This is a genomic window from Desulfobaculum senezii (genome assembly GCF_054657395.1).
This window is the reverse complement of record NZ_BAAHYU010000003.1, coordinates 99844-116224: the sequence shown is the minus strand read 5'-3', so window position 1 is coordinate 116224 and position 16381 is coordinate 99844. Positions and strand designations below refer to the sequence as shown.

Sequence of the window (16381 nt, the reverse complement as noted above, 5' to 3'; positions counted from 1 at the left end):
GGTCTCTACTTGTAGTTCTGCCAGTCGAACGCCACCCGGCCGGCCGGACCCGAGACCATAAGGCGCACCGGGCCCGCTGACAGGGGCTCGAAGCGGATAAAATAATACTTCTGCCAACGAGTGTGATGGGGGAAGAATGCCGCCAGCCGCTCGGAGGACCACTCCTCTTCCTGCAGGGGGCGTACTTCCTGTGGCAGAACGGTTCTGCCGTCATTTTGCACGGTAATGCGCCACGTCTTCAGCCGCGGCGCAAGGCGCGTCAGTTCGCGCTTCGCGCCAGAGACGGCCACAATGAACGTTGTTTCGCGCTCATGGGCACGCATCTGGTCGTCCAGAAAGTCCTGCTGCTCCTGTGGAGTCAGACCATAGACCTCGCCATAGCGCTGGGCGTAGGCCTCGCGCCAATCGCTGGACGCAAGGGTAGCCACGGCGGTGAACTCGGCATTCACCCCGTCGTACAAGGTCTGGGAGCGCGACCACGTCCGCGTTGCGGCAACGTAGGGGTCGTTCAGGTCCGGCCACAGAAAGTCAACAGCCTGCCGACCCTCGACGCTACACGCGCCAAGGGTCAGGCAGGTGACAATCAATAAAAGGAGCTGTTTAGTCCTTGCCCGCATCGAGCAGTTCTCTCCGGGTGAAGATGGAAGTCAGTTCCAACCCGGCTTCTTTCAGGTTCTCCCTGCCGCCTTCCTCTCGGTCCAGCACGCAGATGACGCCGGCAATGTCCAGCCCTGCGTCGCGCACGCGCTCGCAGGCTTTGACAAGGGTGCCACCCGTGGTCACCACATCTTCAAGCAGGACGACCTTGGCGCCCTTTTCAAAGTTGGCCATACCTTCAAGGTACTGATTCGTGCCGTGGCCTTTGGACTTTTTGCGGACGATAAAGCCGGGAAGCGGACGGCCTTCCACATAGGAAACAACGGTAACCGCGCTGATAAGCGGGTCCGCGCCAAGTGTCATGCCGCCCACGCCATCAATATCATACTCTTTCAGCAATTCCAAAAACAGCTTACCGATAAGCCATGAACCCTCCGAATGCAATGCAGTCTGCTTGCAGTCGAAGTAATAATCGCTCTTCTTGCCGGAGGTGAGCGTTACCTCGCCCTCCATGTAGGACTTCTCCAGCAGGATTTTGGCCAGTCGTTTTTTCAGATCATTCATGGCTTACTTGAACACCCTGTTAAAAATGAGGTCTTCATGACGAAGGTAATAGCCGTGGTCAAAGATTTCGTCCAGTTTTTCAGCGCTCAGGCGCGACGAAATCTCGGCATCCTTCCGGGCCTCTTCCGGGAACTGGAGCTGCTCGTTCCAGCAGCGCATGGCCACGCCCTGCACCATTTCGTAGGCCTTCTGGCGCTCAAGGCCGGTCTCGATAAGGGCAAGGAGCACCCGCTGCGAGAAGTACAGCCCATAGGACGCGCGCAGATTGCGGTCCATGTTGTGGCCGTTGACCTTAAGGTTGGCGATAAGGCCGCTCAGGCGGTTCAGCACGTAGTTAGCGAGGATGGTGGAGTCCGGCATAATCACGCGCTCCACAGAGGAGTGGGAGATGTCGCGCTCGTGCCACAGGGCCATATTTTCCATGCTAGCCATGGCGTTGGTGCGCATCAGGCGGGACAGACCGGTGAGGTTCTCCGCAGAGATGGGGTTCTTTTTATGCGGCATGGCGGAGGAGCCTTTCTGGCCCTTGCTGAAGCCTTCCTCGACTTCCAGCACCTCGGTGCGCTGCAGGTGGCGCAGTTCCACGCACAGGCGCTCCACGCCGCCAGCCAGCAGGGCAATGGCAGTGAAGAAGGCCGCGTGGCGGTCGCGCTGGATAATCTGGGTGGAAATGGGATCCACATCCAGCCCCAGCAACTCGCAGGCCACCTGCTCCAGCTCCGGGGTCAGGTGGGCATAGGTGCCCACAGCGCCGGAAATCTTGCCGACGCTCACGCCCTTCCATGCATCAAGGAAGCGCTGCTGATGGCGCTTAAACTCGGCGTAGAAGCCCGCCATCTTGAGGCCAAAGCTGGTGGGCTCGGCATGCACGCCGTGGGTGCGGCCCATGGCGAGGCGGCCCTTATTGTCATTGGCCAGCGTCTTGAGGGTCTCCAGCAGGCGCTCAATGTCCCCCGCGATGATCGCACCGGCGCGGGACAGCAGCACGCCATTGGCGGTGTCCACAATGTCCGAAGACGTGCAGCCCAGATGGATAAAGCGGCTGGAGGGGCCGACCTTTTCCTCAACGGCGGTCAAAAAGGCGATGACGTCGTGCTTGGTGCGCTCCTCAATTTCGAGGATGCGGTCCAGCTCAAAGTCCGCCTTGTCGCGGATGATCTTCATGTCCTCTTCAGGGACGACACCGAGGCGGCACCACGCCTCGCACACGGCAATCTCCACTTCCAGCCAGACCCTGAACTTGTTTTCAAGAGTCCACAGGTTCCCCATCTCGGGGCGGGTGTAGCGTTCGATCATTGCACGATTTCCGGATGTTAGATGGTGGTCGGACCGGCAGGAGGCCGGAATTCCGCAAAAAAAAAGGCAGCCATATAGCTGCCTAGCGCCGCGGCTACGCCTGCGGCGAAGATTGCTCGGCCTTGCTCGGGGCAGAGTCCTTCTTGGCTGGTTCAGTCGAAGAAGAGTCCTTACCGCCGGCAACGTCGGATTTGGCGCTGCCGTGGCTGCCGCCCTGGCAATAGTCGGTCACATACCAGCCGCTGCCCTTCAGGACAAAGCTGGTATTGGAGATGAGTCGCTGCGACGCGCCGCCGCAGACGGGACAGGGCACTTCCTTGTCGTCGAAGTTGCGCTGCCACTCCTCGAAAACTTGTTTACAGTCGTTACAACGATACTCGTAGATTGGCATTGAAATCACCTCATGCGGTCGTCTGGTATGGTGTCCAGTCGGTAAGTACGCCGCGCAAGGTTGTCAAGATTTCGCCCGTTGAAAAATACAGCGAGCAAGCGCTGGACGGGGCAGCCCAAAGAGGCGCCCCGCCCGGCAACCGCGCGGAAATGTGCTACTTCTTGGCAGAAGCCTTCGCTTCCTTGATGCGGGTCTTGATGCGATCGGCCTTGCGCTTACGCTTGCGGTCGAGTTCCTTCTTCCGCTCGTGCTTCTTATGAGCCATTATGGATTCCTCCCTTTCATGTCGATTTGAAAACAAGAGTGTTGCTCTACCCGCAAAACAGGGAGCTTGTAAAGTCCTGGGGGCCCCGCTGTGTGGGCCTACCCCTGCCAAAGGGCAGCCACTGCGCCTCACGCGGAAAGCTCTTTCCCCATATTACAGGAAAATAGCGCAAACATGCCGTGGGCGCAAGTTTTCCGCGCTTTGCCCTGCCATGCCGTGCTGCGGGAGGGCGCCCGCCCATGGCGGCGCGGGCAATAGGGGGCAGTACGTCGGCGGGCCTTCAGGATCGGATGGGGCCGCCAGACGTCCGGCCCCATACACTCTCATCGGCAGGCGGAGAGGTTCTCCATACCTAGCAGCACACGATTTTTGCCAAAGGCCCGGGCTTTAATGCGCAGGCGAACACGTCCGTCCCCACACTCAGTCCCTTCACTTCCTCGTAGCCCTGCTCCAGCAGATACACATAGGCCATGGCCGCGCGGAACATGGTGGCGCAAAACGGCACGATAAACTTGTCCCGCGGCACCTCGTCCAGCCGGTCGGGCAATTCATTAATGGGAATATGCTTGGCAAAGGGAAACGTCAGACAGCCCACTTCCTCATCCGCACGCACATCCAAAAAGAAAAAATGGTCGTTCTTGATGACCTTGAGCGCTTCGTCCACGCCCATGCCGTACTGTCCGGTGGCAAAGAATTCAAAATCCATTTCCTTGAGCAAACTTCCTAGCGAATCCATCCCGTCCTCCTAAGGATTACAACGGCCAGCCCCTCCGGCATCAGCGCCGTAGCGGCGAAGACCATCTGTCTCAACACGTTCCCCGTCATAGCGCGCTGCGGACGGAATGTCACTTGTTCATCCAATAAAACCAGACGATTATCCGCATTATGAACACAATGAACATCCTACGTCATTGCCCAATGCACCGTCGCACAGCCACACCGCAGAGCGCTCCTCCGCATCTTCCATCCCCCTGATGTGCCACAGAAAGTCCCGCCAGAAGCCGCACTTCATGCGTGCGGCGCACCAGCGCCTTGCGCCGAGCGCAATCTTGATGGTACGTGGGCACAGCCGACCGCATGGTTGGAGCACAACATTCAATTCCTTTGTGGTATCCTCTACAGCATGACAAACATCCGACTGAAAAAAGGCAGGGAGAAATCCTTGCTACGCTGGCACCCCTGGGTCTTCTCCGGGGCAATAAAGACAATCGACGGCGATCCCGCTCCCGGTGAGACCGTTCGCGTCGAATCCCAAAACGGCGACTTTCTTGGCTACGGCTCATGGTCGCCCAAATCGCAAATTCAAATCCGCATCCTCAGCTTTACGGAATCCGACACCATCGACGACGCGTTCTTTCATGAGCGCCTCAAAGCCGCTGCCGCCCTGCGCCGCGAACCGGGGTCCGATATTCCAGAACGCGCCTGCCGCATCGTCAACGCGGAAAGCGACGGCCTGCCCGGCGTCATCATCGACCGCTACGGCGACTTCGCCGTGTGTCAGTTCCTGACCACAGGGGCGGAATACTGGAAACACAGCATCGCCGCCTCCCTCATGGACATCCTGCCCGGCCTACGCGGCGTGTACGAACGCTCCGACGCTGACGTGCGCGGCAGCAAGGAAGGCCTCAAAGGCGACTCCGGCGTACTCACAGGCGAAGAGCCGCCAGAGCTGGTGGAAATTGACGAGCTGGGCGTGAAATTCCTTGTGGACGTACGCCACGGGCACAAGACGGGCTTCTACCTCGACCAGCGTGAAAACCGCCGCCTTGTCGGCGCGCACAGCGCCGGGCGCGACGTGCTGAACTGTTTCTGCTTTACCGGCGGATTCGGCGTGTGGGCCCTTGCTGGTGGCGCAAAAAGCGTCATCAACATCGACACCTCCGGCGCTGCGCTGGATATGGCGCGCCGCAATACCGAGGTGAACGGCCTCGATATGGACAAAGCCGAATTCATGGAGGCCGACGTCTTCAAAGCGCTGCGCCGCTTCCGCAAGGAAGGCCGCACCTTCGACGTCATCGTCCTCGACCCGCCCAAATTCGTGGACTCGCGCCGCTCCCTGAAGCAGGCCTGCCGTGGCTACAAGGACATCAACCTGATTGCCTTCCACCTGCTGCGCCCCGGTGGCACCCTGTTCACCTACTCCTGCTCCGGACTCATGGAATCGGACCTGTTCCAAAAAGTCGTTGCCGGCGCTGCCCTTGATGCAGGGCGCAAAGCACAAATCATCCGCCGCATCGGTCAGGCCCCCGACCACCCTGCGGCTCTGAGCTTCCCGGAAAGCCGCTACCTCAAGGGCTTCACCGTCCGCGTCGAGTAGCCCCCTCCGGGTACACGCACCACCAATCCCCCCGCTTCCGCTGGAACCGGGGGGATTTTATTTTCTCAAGCCCACGCGGACCCCACGCAGCCTCGCCCTCCCCCAGAACGCTTCACTCATAGCGTAGAGCTGCCCATGACTCGGAGAGACGTGTCGTCGCCTTGTCCCCCCCGGAACATGGGTAACACTTCGGTCCGGGAACAGAGAAAACAGATTCTGCCGGTACAGGTTGCCCCTAGAGCCTGCCCTCCCTGCTCACACCAGAACGAAGCCCCGACATCCGCCCCGCCACCGGCCCCCTCTTTTCCCTCCACACCCCAACGCTCAACTCTGCCCCCTCACGCACCGACCACAGACGCCCTCTTTCCCCAGAACCAAGCCCACACGCCCGCTATGCCCCCTGTAGCCAACGGATGTTCATAATGTTCTTTATCGATCTATTCACCCGAAATATTTCAATCTTTTGTGAACACAAGCAACTGACCATGTCTCAAGCCTCCACCCGCAACCACTCCGCACACCCACTTTTTTTGCCAAAGACGGAAAAAGACACTTGCCAGCCACCAGAAAATACGGCATACACCCGTTCTCCGGGCGGATAACGCCGCCCACCCCGTGCCGAAGTGGTGGAATTGGTAGACACGCTATCTTGAGGGGGTAGTGGCCGAAAGGCCGTGGGAGTTCGAGTCTCCCCTTCGGCACCATATGACAGCAGAAAGGGCTTCAACCAGTTGGTTGAAGCCCTTTTTCTATGGCGTCAGCTCCCTCCCCTCCACGAAAACACCTCTCCGTTCCCCTGACAAACCGCTCCCCTTGCGCAGAGAGGCCCCCCAAGCAAGAAGAAAAGAAAACAAAACGCAACGACTCTGCTCCCTCTCACTGTCGTCCAAACGTCATTCGCACGCCTCCATATTCCTTCTGTTCAAAAAGTGTTTATCTCCCTTAAATACCATGCTTTATTACGAACAAAACGCAACACACCACCCCCGCCTCATCCCCACGCTTGCAGGGGCCGTGCTGCGCGTGTATGCCTGCTGGTGACGGTTTTAGCCCTGTATGTCTCACTATACGAGGAGTTGCCATATGGATGAGAGCACGAAAAGCTACGAAGAGAGCATTGCTTCCGATATTTTCAATATGATTCAATCCGCCAAAGAAAGCGGGCTGGATGTTGATGATGGGTTTCAGAATGAGCCGTTTTCCACTTCGGCCATTGCTGTCCGCTATCTCTTCTACCCCAAACAGCACCTGCTCCAGATTCCCGGCATGCCCCAGAGCCTGCGGAGCAAGATTCAGACGGCGAATATTCTAGCGCAGGTCGAAGTTGACAAGAAAATCGCCGGGATTCATCTGATCTGGGCTTCCCCCAAGCGCTTTGCCGATATCTCCTCCGAGCAGGACGCCCTGGCGTGTATCGACTCCAAAGGGCTGACCGCCTACAAGGACCACGTCGCCGAAGCCCTGCGCGATGACCTCGCCAAGGCAACCGCAGCAGCAGAAGCCGCGTCCAACACCAAACAGTAGCCAAACGCCCGCAGCAAACGGTCATTCGGCAATTTTTTTGAAAATATGGCCAATTTAGACTTGCCAAAGCCCGGCCAGCAAGTTTATACAGCCTTCTCCCGTGCCGAAGTGGTGGAATTGGTAGACACGCTAGGTTCAGGGTCTAGTGAGCGTTCGCTCGTGGGAGTTCGACTCTCCCCTTCGGCACCACCTTTTGGTGCTTCAGGCTTCGGTTCCACCCCGAAGCCTTTTTTTTTGCTCCGCAGACTTTAGGTCTTAGGTCGTTCGCCCTGAAAGGACGAAGGGCCTTAGAGGTAAAGATAGCAGAGCTTCTCAAGGCAATGATGCCCTTAAGAAGCCCCTCAAACAGGGATTCTCACCGGCCTCGCCAACGCACCAAGCCTCACCCCAATAACTTCCCACCCGCGGGAGCCTCACAGGGGTCCCAGCAGTCTCCTCCACACGCACCCGTCGTGACCGCACTCGGGATTCTCAAGGGCGGAGTCCTTGAGCCATCGGAGATATTTTCTCCCCCCCTCGCATTCGCGCCACGCCAACAAAAACGCTACCTTTCAGCCCTGCCCCGTTCCCCATTCTCACATCTTCCAAGAACGCCCCCCCCACTTTCCAACACACCAAGCCTCACCCCAAAAACTTCCCCACCCGCGGGAGCCTCACAGGGGTCCCAGCAGTCCCCTCCACACGCACCAGTCATGACCGCACTCGGGATTCTCAAGGGCGGAGTCCTTGAGCCATCGGAGATATTCTCTTCTGCCGCGCATTCGCGCCCCCCTCAGCCTCGCCCCGCCTCCCTTCTTGTCTTTCCGGACTTTTTTTCAGCCACGATTTCTTGTGCCCTTTTTCAGGAGTATGATAGCGTTACGCAAACAGTATCCATACTGCACATGGCATAAAACGCACTCTGCCCCGGTGAAGGAGGACTGCAATGCCTGACCTACGCATCTGGAGTGACAGGCAACTTGCTCGCCTGAAAGAGGACATGGACCGCTTGTTCGAGAGTTTTTGCACGGACCTTGGCATTCCGGACATCTCCTGCTTGCATGATGATGGCATGGTTATGCGCAAGAGCCCGGAACGGCTGCTTATAACGTTGCCGCTGCCGGGGTTTTCCATTGAGGACATTGACATCACGCTGACGGGCACGCTGCTTGGCATCTCTGCACACAAGCACACCGGCCAGCACACGACCACGACGCATCGCAAGATGCGCCTGCCGTACGAGGTGGACACGGAGTCGGTAAACGCGTCCTTTGTGGACGGCATTTTGACCGTGACCCTTGTCCGCCGCACTCCCGACACAGCCAAACGCATCACTATTTCCGATTCCTAACCGCCACGGAGGTTCGCATGGCTTCGAAAACGCACTCCCTTCATGTGCCGACCGACCAACTGCGCTGGACCTTGGCGCCCAAATCGCTGCCCTTTTCCTCCACGGCGGACCTTGAGCCGCATCAGGACATTATTGGGCAAAAGCGGGGCGTGGAGGCCTTCCGGTTCGGCATGGGCATGACGAAAAAGGGCTACAATATTTTTGTCACTGGCGCGTCGGGCAGTGGGCGCTTAACCACGGTCAAAAAGCTGCTGAAGGAACTCTCCCGCAAGGACGAGCCGCCGGAGGACCTGTGCTACGTCAACGACTTTAAACGGCAGGAAGCCCCTCTCCTGCTCCAGTTTCAGGCGGGCAAGGGGGCGCAGTTCAAAAAGGCGGTTGAGGAGTTTTTGGACACCCTGAAGCGCGACCTGCCGCAGCTCTTTGAGAGCGAAGAATACATCGCGCGGAAAAACGCCATCCACGAGGCGCACGAAAAAAAGGTCCGTGAGTTCTACAAGGATGTTGAGGACAAGGTGAAGGACACGGACCTTGTGGTCGTGAATATGCAGATGGGCCCGGTCCAGCGCCCGGACATCCTGCCGCTTGTGGACGGCGAACCCAAGCGGCTGGTCGAGCTTGAGGAAATGGTGGAAAATGGCCGCTTCCCCAAAAAGGAATTTGAAAACTTGAAGGAGCGGCGCGCCAAGCTCAAAGAGGAGCTGGACTTCATCGTGCAGCAGGTGCGCGGCCTGCAAAAGGATGTGTCGCGAAAGCACGACGAAGTGGACCGGCTGATGTTCATGACGCTGGCGCAGGACCTGCTGAAGCCCGTGAAGGAAGAATTCCCGGGCGAGAAAGTGGAAGCGTATTGCGAGGCCATGCTGGAACATATGGCCTCACGGCTGGATGAACTGCGCATGATTGGCGCCAAGGCGCCGCAGGGGGCACCGCCCATTCCGATGATGGCCGCGCCCTCGCCGGACGTGCTGCTGCGCCCGTACAAGGTGAATCTGCTGGTGGATAATAGCGAGCTGGAAGGGCCGCCGGTCATTATCGAATCCTACCCGACCTACCGGAACCTGTTTGGATCCATTGAGCGCATTATGGAACCCGGCGGCGGCTGGCGGACGGACTTTACGAAAATCAAGGCGGGGTCGTTCATCAAGGCCAACGGCGGCTACCTTGTCATCAACCTGCTGGACGCGATTATGGAGCCGGGCGTGTGGCAGACGCTGAAACGCTCGCTCAAGACCGAAGAAATCGAAATCCAAACCTACGACCCGTACTACTTCCTGACGGCAACGGGCCTGAAGCCTGAACCTATCCCCATGAACGTAAAGGTCGTTGTCCTTGGGGACGCGCGCATCTACTCGCTGCTGCGCTACTACGACGAGGACATGGAAAAAATCTTCAAAGTCCGCGCGGATTACGAGTCCTCCATGGACCGCTCCGAGGATACTATCCTACAGGTGGCGCGGTTTATCCGCTCGGAACAGGAAAAGGAAGGACTGCGGCACTTCGAGGCCTCCGGCGTGTGCCGCATTATGGAGCAGGCCGTGCGCATGGCGGGACGGCAGGAAAAAATGACCACGGCCTTCCCCGTGCTTGCGGACCTGCTGGCGGAAGCGAACTTCTTTGCGCAGGAGGCTGAGGCAGATAAGGTTGCGGCGGAGCACGTGGACGCGGCGCTCAGCGCCAAAATCTACCGCACCAACCAAATTGAAGAACGCTTGCAGGAAATGATCGACCGCGGCTCCATCTTTGTGGACACCTCGGGAAAAGCTGTGGGGCAGGTGAACGGCCTCGCGGTGTATTCCATGGGCGATTATATGTTCGGCAAACCCTCGCGCATCACGGCGGTAACGTCCCTTGGGCGCGACGGCATTATCAACATCGAGCGGGAAGCCAAACTCTCGGGGCCGACGCACAACAAGGGCATGCTGATCCTGTCCGGGTACCTGCGGCATACCTTTGCGCAGAACAAACCCCTGTCACTCACGGCCTCCATCACCTTCGAACAATCGTATGGCGGCATTGACGGGGACTCGGCGTCCAGCACGGAACTCTACGCCCTGCTCTCCAGCTTGTCGGGCAAGCCCCTGCGGCAGGATATCGCGGTGACCGGCTCCGTAAACCAACGCGGCGAGGTGCAACCCATTGGCGGCGTGAATGAAAAGATTGAAGGCTTCTACCTGTGCTGTAAGCACGCGGGACTGACCGGCGAACAAGGGGTGATGATCCCCCGCGCCAACGTGAAGGACCTGATGCTGCGCCCGGATGTTGTGGAGGCCATCGACAAGGGTGACTTCCACGTCTGGGCCGTTGAGAACATTGACGAAGGGATCGAACTGCTGACAGGCACAAGCGCCGGAAAACGCAAAAAAGACGGCACCTACCCAAAAACCACCATCTACGGCCTTGTGGATGCCAAACTGCGCGAGCTGGCCGAGGAACTGCAAAAATTCGGCAAGGACGACGAAGACAACGGCAAGGGCAAATCCCGCACAAAAAAAGACCCACCCGACTCCCCCGATGACCCCGGAGGGCCGGGGAACGGATAAGGGGAAAGGGACGCGCAACGAAAAAAGGCTTCCAGCATAATGCTGGAAGCCTTACTTTCTTGAGTGGTGCCGAAGGGGAGAGTCGAACTCCCACGAGCGAACGCTCACTAGACCCTGAACCTAGCGTGTCTACCAATTCCACCACTTCGGCACTCGGTGGACGGCCTGTATAGCTTGGGGGCGCTGGGTTTTGCAAGTACTTTTTTTACGTTTCTTTTTGTCCATTTTTTCGGGCAGTTATAAAACTGCTTTCTTCACAGATGTTTCACGGCTTGAACGACATGCTGATTTGGGGTAGCACATGCCCTCATCATATCCCTAGACTCAAAAGGCATCACCCACATGATCGTCATCCGCAACATAGAGGACATCCGAGACAGCCTGCGTGGCGCGTGCGTCACCATTGGCAACTTTGACGGGGTCCACAAGGGGCATCAGAAGCTGCTGGCCAGAACGCGCGACAAAGCGCGGGCAAACCATCAGGAATCTGTTGCCATCACTTTTGACCCGCATCCCCTGCGGGTTCTCACCGCAACGAATACCCCGCCGTTCATCACCCTCTTGGACCAAAAGCTTCAGCTGATCAGCGAGATGGGCATTGAACTGTGCGTGGTTTTGGAATTCACCCGCGACATGGCGGCGCTGGATCCGGAAAGCTTTGTGCACACGTACCTCGTGGACGGCCTGAATACGCAGGAACTCGTCATCGGCTACGACTACGCCTTTGGCAAGGGCCGCAAGGGCAACTACGAGATGCTCACCGCCCTTGGGCACAAGTACGGCTTTGGCGTGGAGCGCGTTGGCCCTTATATGCACGGCGACGCCATTGTCAGCTCCACCCGCATCCGCGACCTCGTGCAGGCCGGAAATGTGTGGGACGCGCGACCGCTGCTGGGGCGCTTCTACACCGTGACCGGTACCGTCCAGCACGGCGCCAACCGCGGCGGCCGCTTGCTGGGCTTTCCTACCGCAAACCTGAAGCTGGTGGATGAACTGTCGCCCGGGCTTGGCGTCTACGCCTGCTGGGCCATGGTGGACGGCGTAACGCGTCCGGCTGTAGCCAATATCGGCTACAACCCCACCTTTGGGAACGACGCGGTTTCCGTCGAGGTCCACATCATGGACATTGAGAAGGACCTGTACGGCAAGGACCTGACGGTCAGCTTTGTCCAGCGCCTGCGCTCGGAAAAGAAATTCGACGATCTGCAGCAGCTCATGGACCAAATCTCACACGACATCAACCTGGCGCGGACCATCCTTGCCAGCTCCGAGGCGCAAATGTAAGCCATGTTTACCAAAACCATAAAAACGCTCTACTCCATGTTCCATGGCCAGACCATGCGCTGGATAGGTCTGTCACTGGGCGTGGGCGTCTTTTCAGGGCTTGCCGCCGTACTCTTCTTTACGGGCGTGGAATATCTGAAATTCGTCTTCATCCATCAGTTTGCGGGCTTTACCCTTCCCGGCCCCGCGGGCGAAGAGATCTTCCACGGCCCGGCCGGTGCCTTCCGGCCCTGGCTTATCCCCATCATGACCACAGCGGTGGGTCTTGCGTCCGGCTGGCTCATCATGCGCTTTATCCCGGACTCCGTTGGTGGCGGCACCGACGGCACCGACGCCACCATCAACGCCTTCCACAATAAGGAAGGGAAAATCCCTCCACTTGTGGGCCTTATCAAAGGCGTCACCGCGATGTTCACCATCGTTACCGGTGGCAGCGCCGGCCGCGAAGGTCCCATCTCGCAGATGGGCGCGACCATTGGCTGCTATATCGCGGACAAATTCAAGCTGACGACAAAGGAGCGCCGCATCATGCTGCTTGCAGGTGCGGCGGGCGGCCTCGGCGCGATTTTCCGCGCACCCCTTGGCGGCGCACTCACCGCCATTGAAGTCATCTACAAGGAAGACTTTGAATCAGAGGCCGTTCTGCCTGCCGTCATTTCCTCTGTTATCGCCTATTCCCTGTTTTCCCTCTTCTTCGGCACAACCCCCATCTTCGGCATCCCCGAGTTCCACTTCACCAATGCGCTGGAACTGCCCTTTTATGTGCTGATGGCTTTTTTCTGCTCCTTCACCGGATGGTTCTACATCCGCACCTTTGAATTCATCAAATTTAAGGTCTTTGAGCCGCTCTCGCTCAAGCTGGGCCTGATGTGGGCCATGGGGCTTGGCGGCCTGGCCATGGGCCTTTTGGGCATGATGTTCCCGCAGCTGCTGACAGGCGGCTACGGCTGGCTGGAACTCGCCATCAAGGGCGAGCTGGCCGTCTCCATCATGCTGGCCATCCTTGTGGGCAAGACCCTTGCCACGTCCGTGACCATCGGGTCGGGCATGAGCGGCGGCATGTTTGCCCCGGCCCTGTTTGTTGGCGGCATGAGCGGCGGCTTTATCGGCTTTCTGTCCAACAAGTACTTCCCGGATATTGTCACCCAGCCCGGCGGCTACGTGCTGGTGGGTATGGCGGCCTTCTTTGCTGGTGTGGCCAATGCCCCCATCGGCCCCATGATTATGGTCTGCGAGCTGACGCAGGGCTACGGCCTGCTTGCGCCGCTGATGCTGGCCAGCGTGGTGTGCATTGTCCTCGGCAAAAAGACCTCGCTGTACGAAAATCAGGTGGAGAACAAGTTTGAGTCACCAGCGCATATTGAGGACATGACCATCAATGTCCTCGAGGGCCTGTACGTGAAGGACTACTTCCGCCCCGGCCGCGTGACCACACTGGAGGAAGGCACCACCCTCAAGGCGCTGACGGACATCATCGTCGGCACCAACGAGCTCTACTTCCCCATCAAGAACACCGAGGGCGCCATTACGGGCATGCTGGGCATGAAGGACGTCCGCAAGGTGCTGTACGAAACCTGCCTCTTTGACCTCATCGTGGTGCGCGACCTCGCGGGCAAGCCCGCAACCCTCGTCCCCAAGGACGACCTGTACACCGCGCTCATGAAGTTCGTGGATACCGACTACGGGCAGATTCCCGTGGTGCACCCGGAATCCCCGCACACGATTATTGGCATCCTGAACCGCGAAGACGTGTTCAATGCCTACAAGAACGCCATCACCATCGCCACAAGCTAGCGCGAGCGCGCCAGCCCTTCCCCCACACGCAAAACGGGGCGCAGCCACATGGCCGCGCCCCGTTTTTTTCATCATCCGCCGCCCGTGGGCGGCGCACACTATTCGCCTGCGCCGTGCACAGCCTCGCACACAGCGGCAAGGGCCTTCATAGGCTCGCCATGCTGGAAAATATTGCGCCCAATGGCGACGCCGGACGCGCCGGCCTCTAGGGCCTCCTGAATCATGGCAAGGAAAGACTTCCAATCCGGCTGGCCCGGGCCACCCGTCACCAGCACCGGCACCGGGGACTGCTCCACGGCGTGGGCAAAGGATGCGGCGTCCCCGGAATAGGGCACGCACACCACATCCGCGCCAAGCTCGCCGCCAAGGCGGATGCAGTGGCCGATGAGGCTGGGGTCCAGCTCGTTCACAATTTGGCCGCCAAGGGCGTAAATCACGGCAATAACGGGCAGGCCAAGGAGGTGCGCCTCGTCGGTGATGGTGCCAAACTCCTGCAGCATGCGGTCTTCAAGGTCGTTGCCGATATTCACATGCACGGACACGGCGTCTGCGCCCAGCCTGTGGGCCTGCTCTACGGAGCAGACAATGCTTTGGTTGTAGTTGGGCAGGCCGTGTTTGGTTCCGGCAGACAGCTGGATAATAAGATTCGTCTCCGGCTCCACATCTGCGGCCTTGGCCCGGGCGAGGCCCTTATTGAGCACCACGCCCTGCACGGGCAGGGTTGCTGCGCCCGCGAGGAGTTCGGGAAAGGTTTCGATCCCCTGAAGCATGCCGTCGCTTGCTCCATGGTCCAGCGGCAGGATGACCGAGCGTGATGTCCGGGTGTGAAACAGCCGCCGCAACCGTCGGGTCGTTCCAATCATATCCACCTCGTTGTTGAGTTTTCGCCCTGCGTGTTCCGGAGAAAAGGAACACACAAAAGCGTCAATGATAAAAGAAAGTTATGGCAAAAACGAACACGGTTCACACCGCCCTTTCCGGTGCGCCGCGCTCCCGGCCTGCGGGAGCAGACTTGCCTGCGTTGCAGGTGTACCCTATGTTCCGCCAACGCGCCACATGCGCAAGGGAGTCGCCATGAGCATATTTGAAACGGAACACACCATACTGATCACCTGCGCCAAGGCTGTAGAGCCTTTTGTCGCCGAGGAGCTGGTCCAGCTGGGCTTTGACGTCACGGCCGAGCGCCCCGCCGCCGTGGAAACCACAGGCACGTTCACGGACTGCATGCTCCTGAACCTGCACCTGCGCACGGCCCACCGCGTGCTCCTTGAACTGGCGCAGTTCCGCGCGGATTCGCCGGACGCGCTGTACCGCGAGGTCTCGCGCCTGCCGTGGGAGGATATCATCCCCGCGGACGGGTACGTCTCCGTGGTGGCCTCCGCCCGCACCGAGGCGGTGCGTGATGCCCGCTTTGCCGGCCTGCGCACCAAGGATGCCATAGTGGACCGCATCCTCAAACACAAGGACCGCCGTCCGGACTCCGGCCCGGACCGAAGCCGCGCCGTGGTCTCCCTGTACTGGCACGACGACAGCGTGACCCTATACCTTGATACCACGGGCGAACCGCTGTCCATGCGCGGCTACCGTAAGCTGCCCCACCGCGCGCCCATGCGCGAAACCTTGGCGGCCGCCGCCATCCTTGGCACGCAGTGGAAGCCGGGCGCGCATTTCGTCAATCCCATGTGCGGCAGCGGCACCCTTGCCATCGAGGCGGCCCTGCTTGCCACCAACACTGCGCCGGGGCTTCTGCGCGACAATTTTTCCTTTATGCACGTGTCCGGGTACGACGCCGGGGAATGGTCCCTCATGCGCGAAGACGCCCTCAAGCGCCGCACGGCGCCAACCGGACGTCTCATCGCCACGGATATTGACCCCAAGGCCGTGGCCGCCGCGCGCAAGAATGCCGAGGCCGCGGGCATGGCGCGCGCCATCGAATTTGACGTGTGCGACTTCCGCCGCACCACCGTCCCCCCGCCCACCGAAGGGGACTGCATCCTGCTCAATCCCGAATACGGCGAGCGCCTTGGCTCCGAGCGCGAACTGGAGCCCATCTACACCGCCATTGGCGACATGTTCAAACAGTCGTGCCAAGGCTACACCGGAGCGGTCTTCACGGGCAACATGCACCTTGCCAAGCGCATCGGCCTGCGCACCCGCCGCCGCATCCAGCTGTTCAATGGCCGCATCGAGTGCCGCCTCTTTGTCTATGACCTCTATGCAGGCACGCGCAAGGTGCGTTCCTGACCGAGGTCTTCCCGCGTGCGTCCTCTCCAGCCCGGCTCCTGAGCCGGGCTTTTTTTTGCCCTTGCGCCGGGCGGTTTAAGGGCGCTCACGTTTTGAACATTCTGCCCTGCGCCCCCAATCCGCCCCCCAAAGCCCCATGTTCGTAACTTTCCAAAAGTCAGGTCCAAAACAGGAGCGCAACCCGCCCGGCGCAAGGGCTGCAGGGTGACAAACAGGTTACGAACATTCGTGA

General features: G+C 59.4%; 13 protein-coding genes and 3 tRNA genes. 9 read left to right on the top strand and 7 right to left on the bottom strand.

Translation table 11 applies throughout. The annotated features are described in order from the left end of the window. Positions 1-5: 5 nt before the first annotated feature. The 5 genes from ACYQ2T_RS09655 to ACYQ2T_RS09635 form a co-directional block, all read right to left on the bottom strand. Positions 6-617 carry a hypothetical protein gene (locus tag ACYQ2T_RS09655; protein ID WP_459900214.1) on the bottom strand — a complete coding sequence of 204 codons (612 nt, stop codon included), beginning with the start codon at positions 615-617 and terminating at the stop codon, positions 6-8. Then, positions 601-1161: an orotate phosphoribosyltransferase gene (gene pyrE / locus ACYQ2T_RS09650; RefSeq protein ID WP_459900212.1), complete on the bottom strand. Its 561-nt coding sequence runs from the start codon at positions 1159-1161 to the stop codon at positions 601-603. The genes ACYQ2T_RS09655 and pyrE overlap by 17 nt, the downstream gene beginning before the upstream one ends. 3 nt (positions 1162-1164) lie before the next feature. Next, entirely contained in the window at positions 1165-2457 is a 1293-nt protein-coding gene (purB, locus tag ACYQ2T_RS09645; protein ID WP_459900210.1) for an adenylosuccinate lyase, read from the bottom strand. Positions 2458-2551: 94 nt separating this feature from the next. Next, entirely contained in the window at positions 2552-2848 is a 297-nt protein-coding gene (locus ACYQ2T_RS09640; protein WP_404844013.1) for an FmdB family zinc ribbon protein, read from the bottom strand. Positions 2849-3465: 617 nt separating this feature from the next. Continuing rightward, a complete protein-coding gene (locus ACYQ2T_RS09635) occupies positions 3466-3849 on the bottom strand; it encodes a rhodanese-like domain-containing protein (RefSeq protein ID WP_404844014.1) in 384 nt (127 codons plus the stop codon). A 387-nt stretch (positions 3850-4236) separates the two neighbouring features. Here ACYQ2T_RS09635 and ACYQ2T_RS09630 point away from each other — a divergent pair, with 387 nt between their 5' ends. From ACYQ2T_RS09630 to ACYQ2T_RS09605, 6 genes are all read left to right on the top strand, one after another. Next, positions 4237-5430, top strand: a complete 1194-nt coding sequence (locus ACYQ2T_RS09630) for a class I SAM-dependent rRNA methyltransferase (protein WP_459900207.1) — start codon at positions 4237-4239, stop codon at positions 5428-5430. A 617-nt stretch (positions 5431-6047) separates the two neighbouring features. Beyond that, a tRNA-Leu gene (locus ACYQ2T_RS09625) sits at positions 6048-6134 on the top strand. Between the two features lie 379 nt (positions 6135-6513). Beyond that, the gene (locus tag ACYQ2T_RS09620) at positions 6514-6954 is read left to right on the top strand and encodes a hypothetical protein (protein WP_459900206.1); all 441 of its coding nucleotides are present in this window, start codon (positions 6514-6516) and stop codon (positions 6952-6954) included. Between the two features lie 102 nt (positions 6955-7056). Next, positions 7057-7143 (top strand) — tRNA-Leu (locus ACYQ2T_RS09615). A 736-nt stretch (positions 7144-7879) separates the two neighbouring features. Then, entirely contained in the window at positions 7880-8284 is a 405-nt protein-coding gene (locus tag ACYQ2T_RS09610) for an Hsp20/alpha crystallin family protein (RefSeq protein WP_459900205.1), read from the top strand. 17 nt (positions 8285-8301) lie between these two features. Then, positions 8302-10827 carry a Lon protease family protein gene (locus tag ACYQ2T_RS09605; protein WP_459900203.1) on the top strand — a complete coding sequence of 842 codons (2526 nt, stop codon included), beginning with the start codon at positions 8302-8304 and terminating at the stop codon, positions 10825-10827. A gap of 64 nt (positions 10828-10891) precedes the next feature. Here ACYQ2T_RS09605 and ACYQ2T_RS09600 read toward each other — a convergent pair. Continuing rightward, positions 10892-10978: transfer RNA gene (locus tag ACYQ2T_RS09600), tRNA-Leu, on the bottom strand. A gap of 191 nt (positions 10979-11169) precedes the next feature. Between ACYQ2T_RS09600 and ACYQ2T_RS09595 the strand changes: the two genes are divergently transcribed. Both ACYQ2T_RS09595 and ACYQ2T_RS09590 read left to right on the top strand, forming a co-directional pair. Beyond that, positions 11170-12111, top strand: a complete 942-nt coding sequence (locus ACYQ2T_RS09595) for a bifunctional riboflavin kinase/FAD synthetase (RefSeq protein ID WP_459900201.1) — start codon at positions 11170-11172, stop codon at positions 12109-12111. A gap of 3 nt (positions 12112-12114) precedes the next feature. Further along, entirely contained in the window at positions 12115-13905 is a 1791-nt protein-coding gene (locus ACYQ2T_RS09590) for a chloride channel protein (protein ID WP_459900200.1), read from the top strand. A gap of 98 nt (positions 13906-14003) precedes the next feature. Here the strand turns inward: ACYQ2T_RS09590 and ACYQ2T_RS09585 are convergent, their stop codons facing one another. Beyond that, a complete protein-coding gene (locus ACYQ2T_RS09585; protein WP_459900199.1) occupies positions 14004-14768 on the bottom strand; it encodes a class I fructose-bisphosphate aldolase in 765 nt (254 codons plus the stop codon). Positions 14769-14979: 211 nt separating this feature from the next. Between ACYQ2T_RS09585 and ACYQ2T_RS09580 the strand changes: the two genes are divergently transcribed. Continuing rightward, on the top strand, positions 14980-16149 hold the full coding sequence (locus tag ACYQ2T_RS09580; RefSeq protein ID WP_459900198.1) for a THUMP domain-containing class I SAM-dependent RNA methyltransferase: 1170 nt from the start codon (positions 14980-14982) through the stop codon (positions 16147-16149). Positions 16150-16381 lie beyond the last annotated feature (232 nt).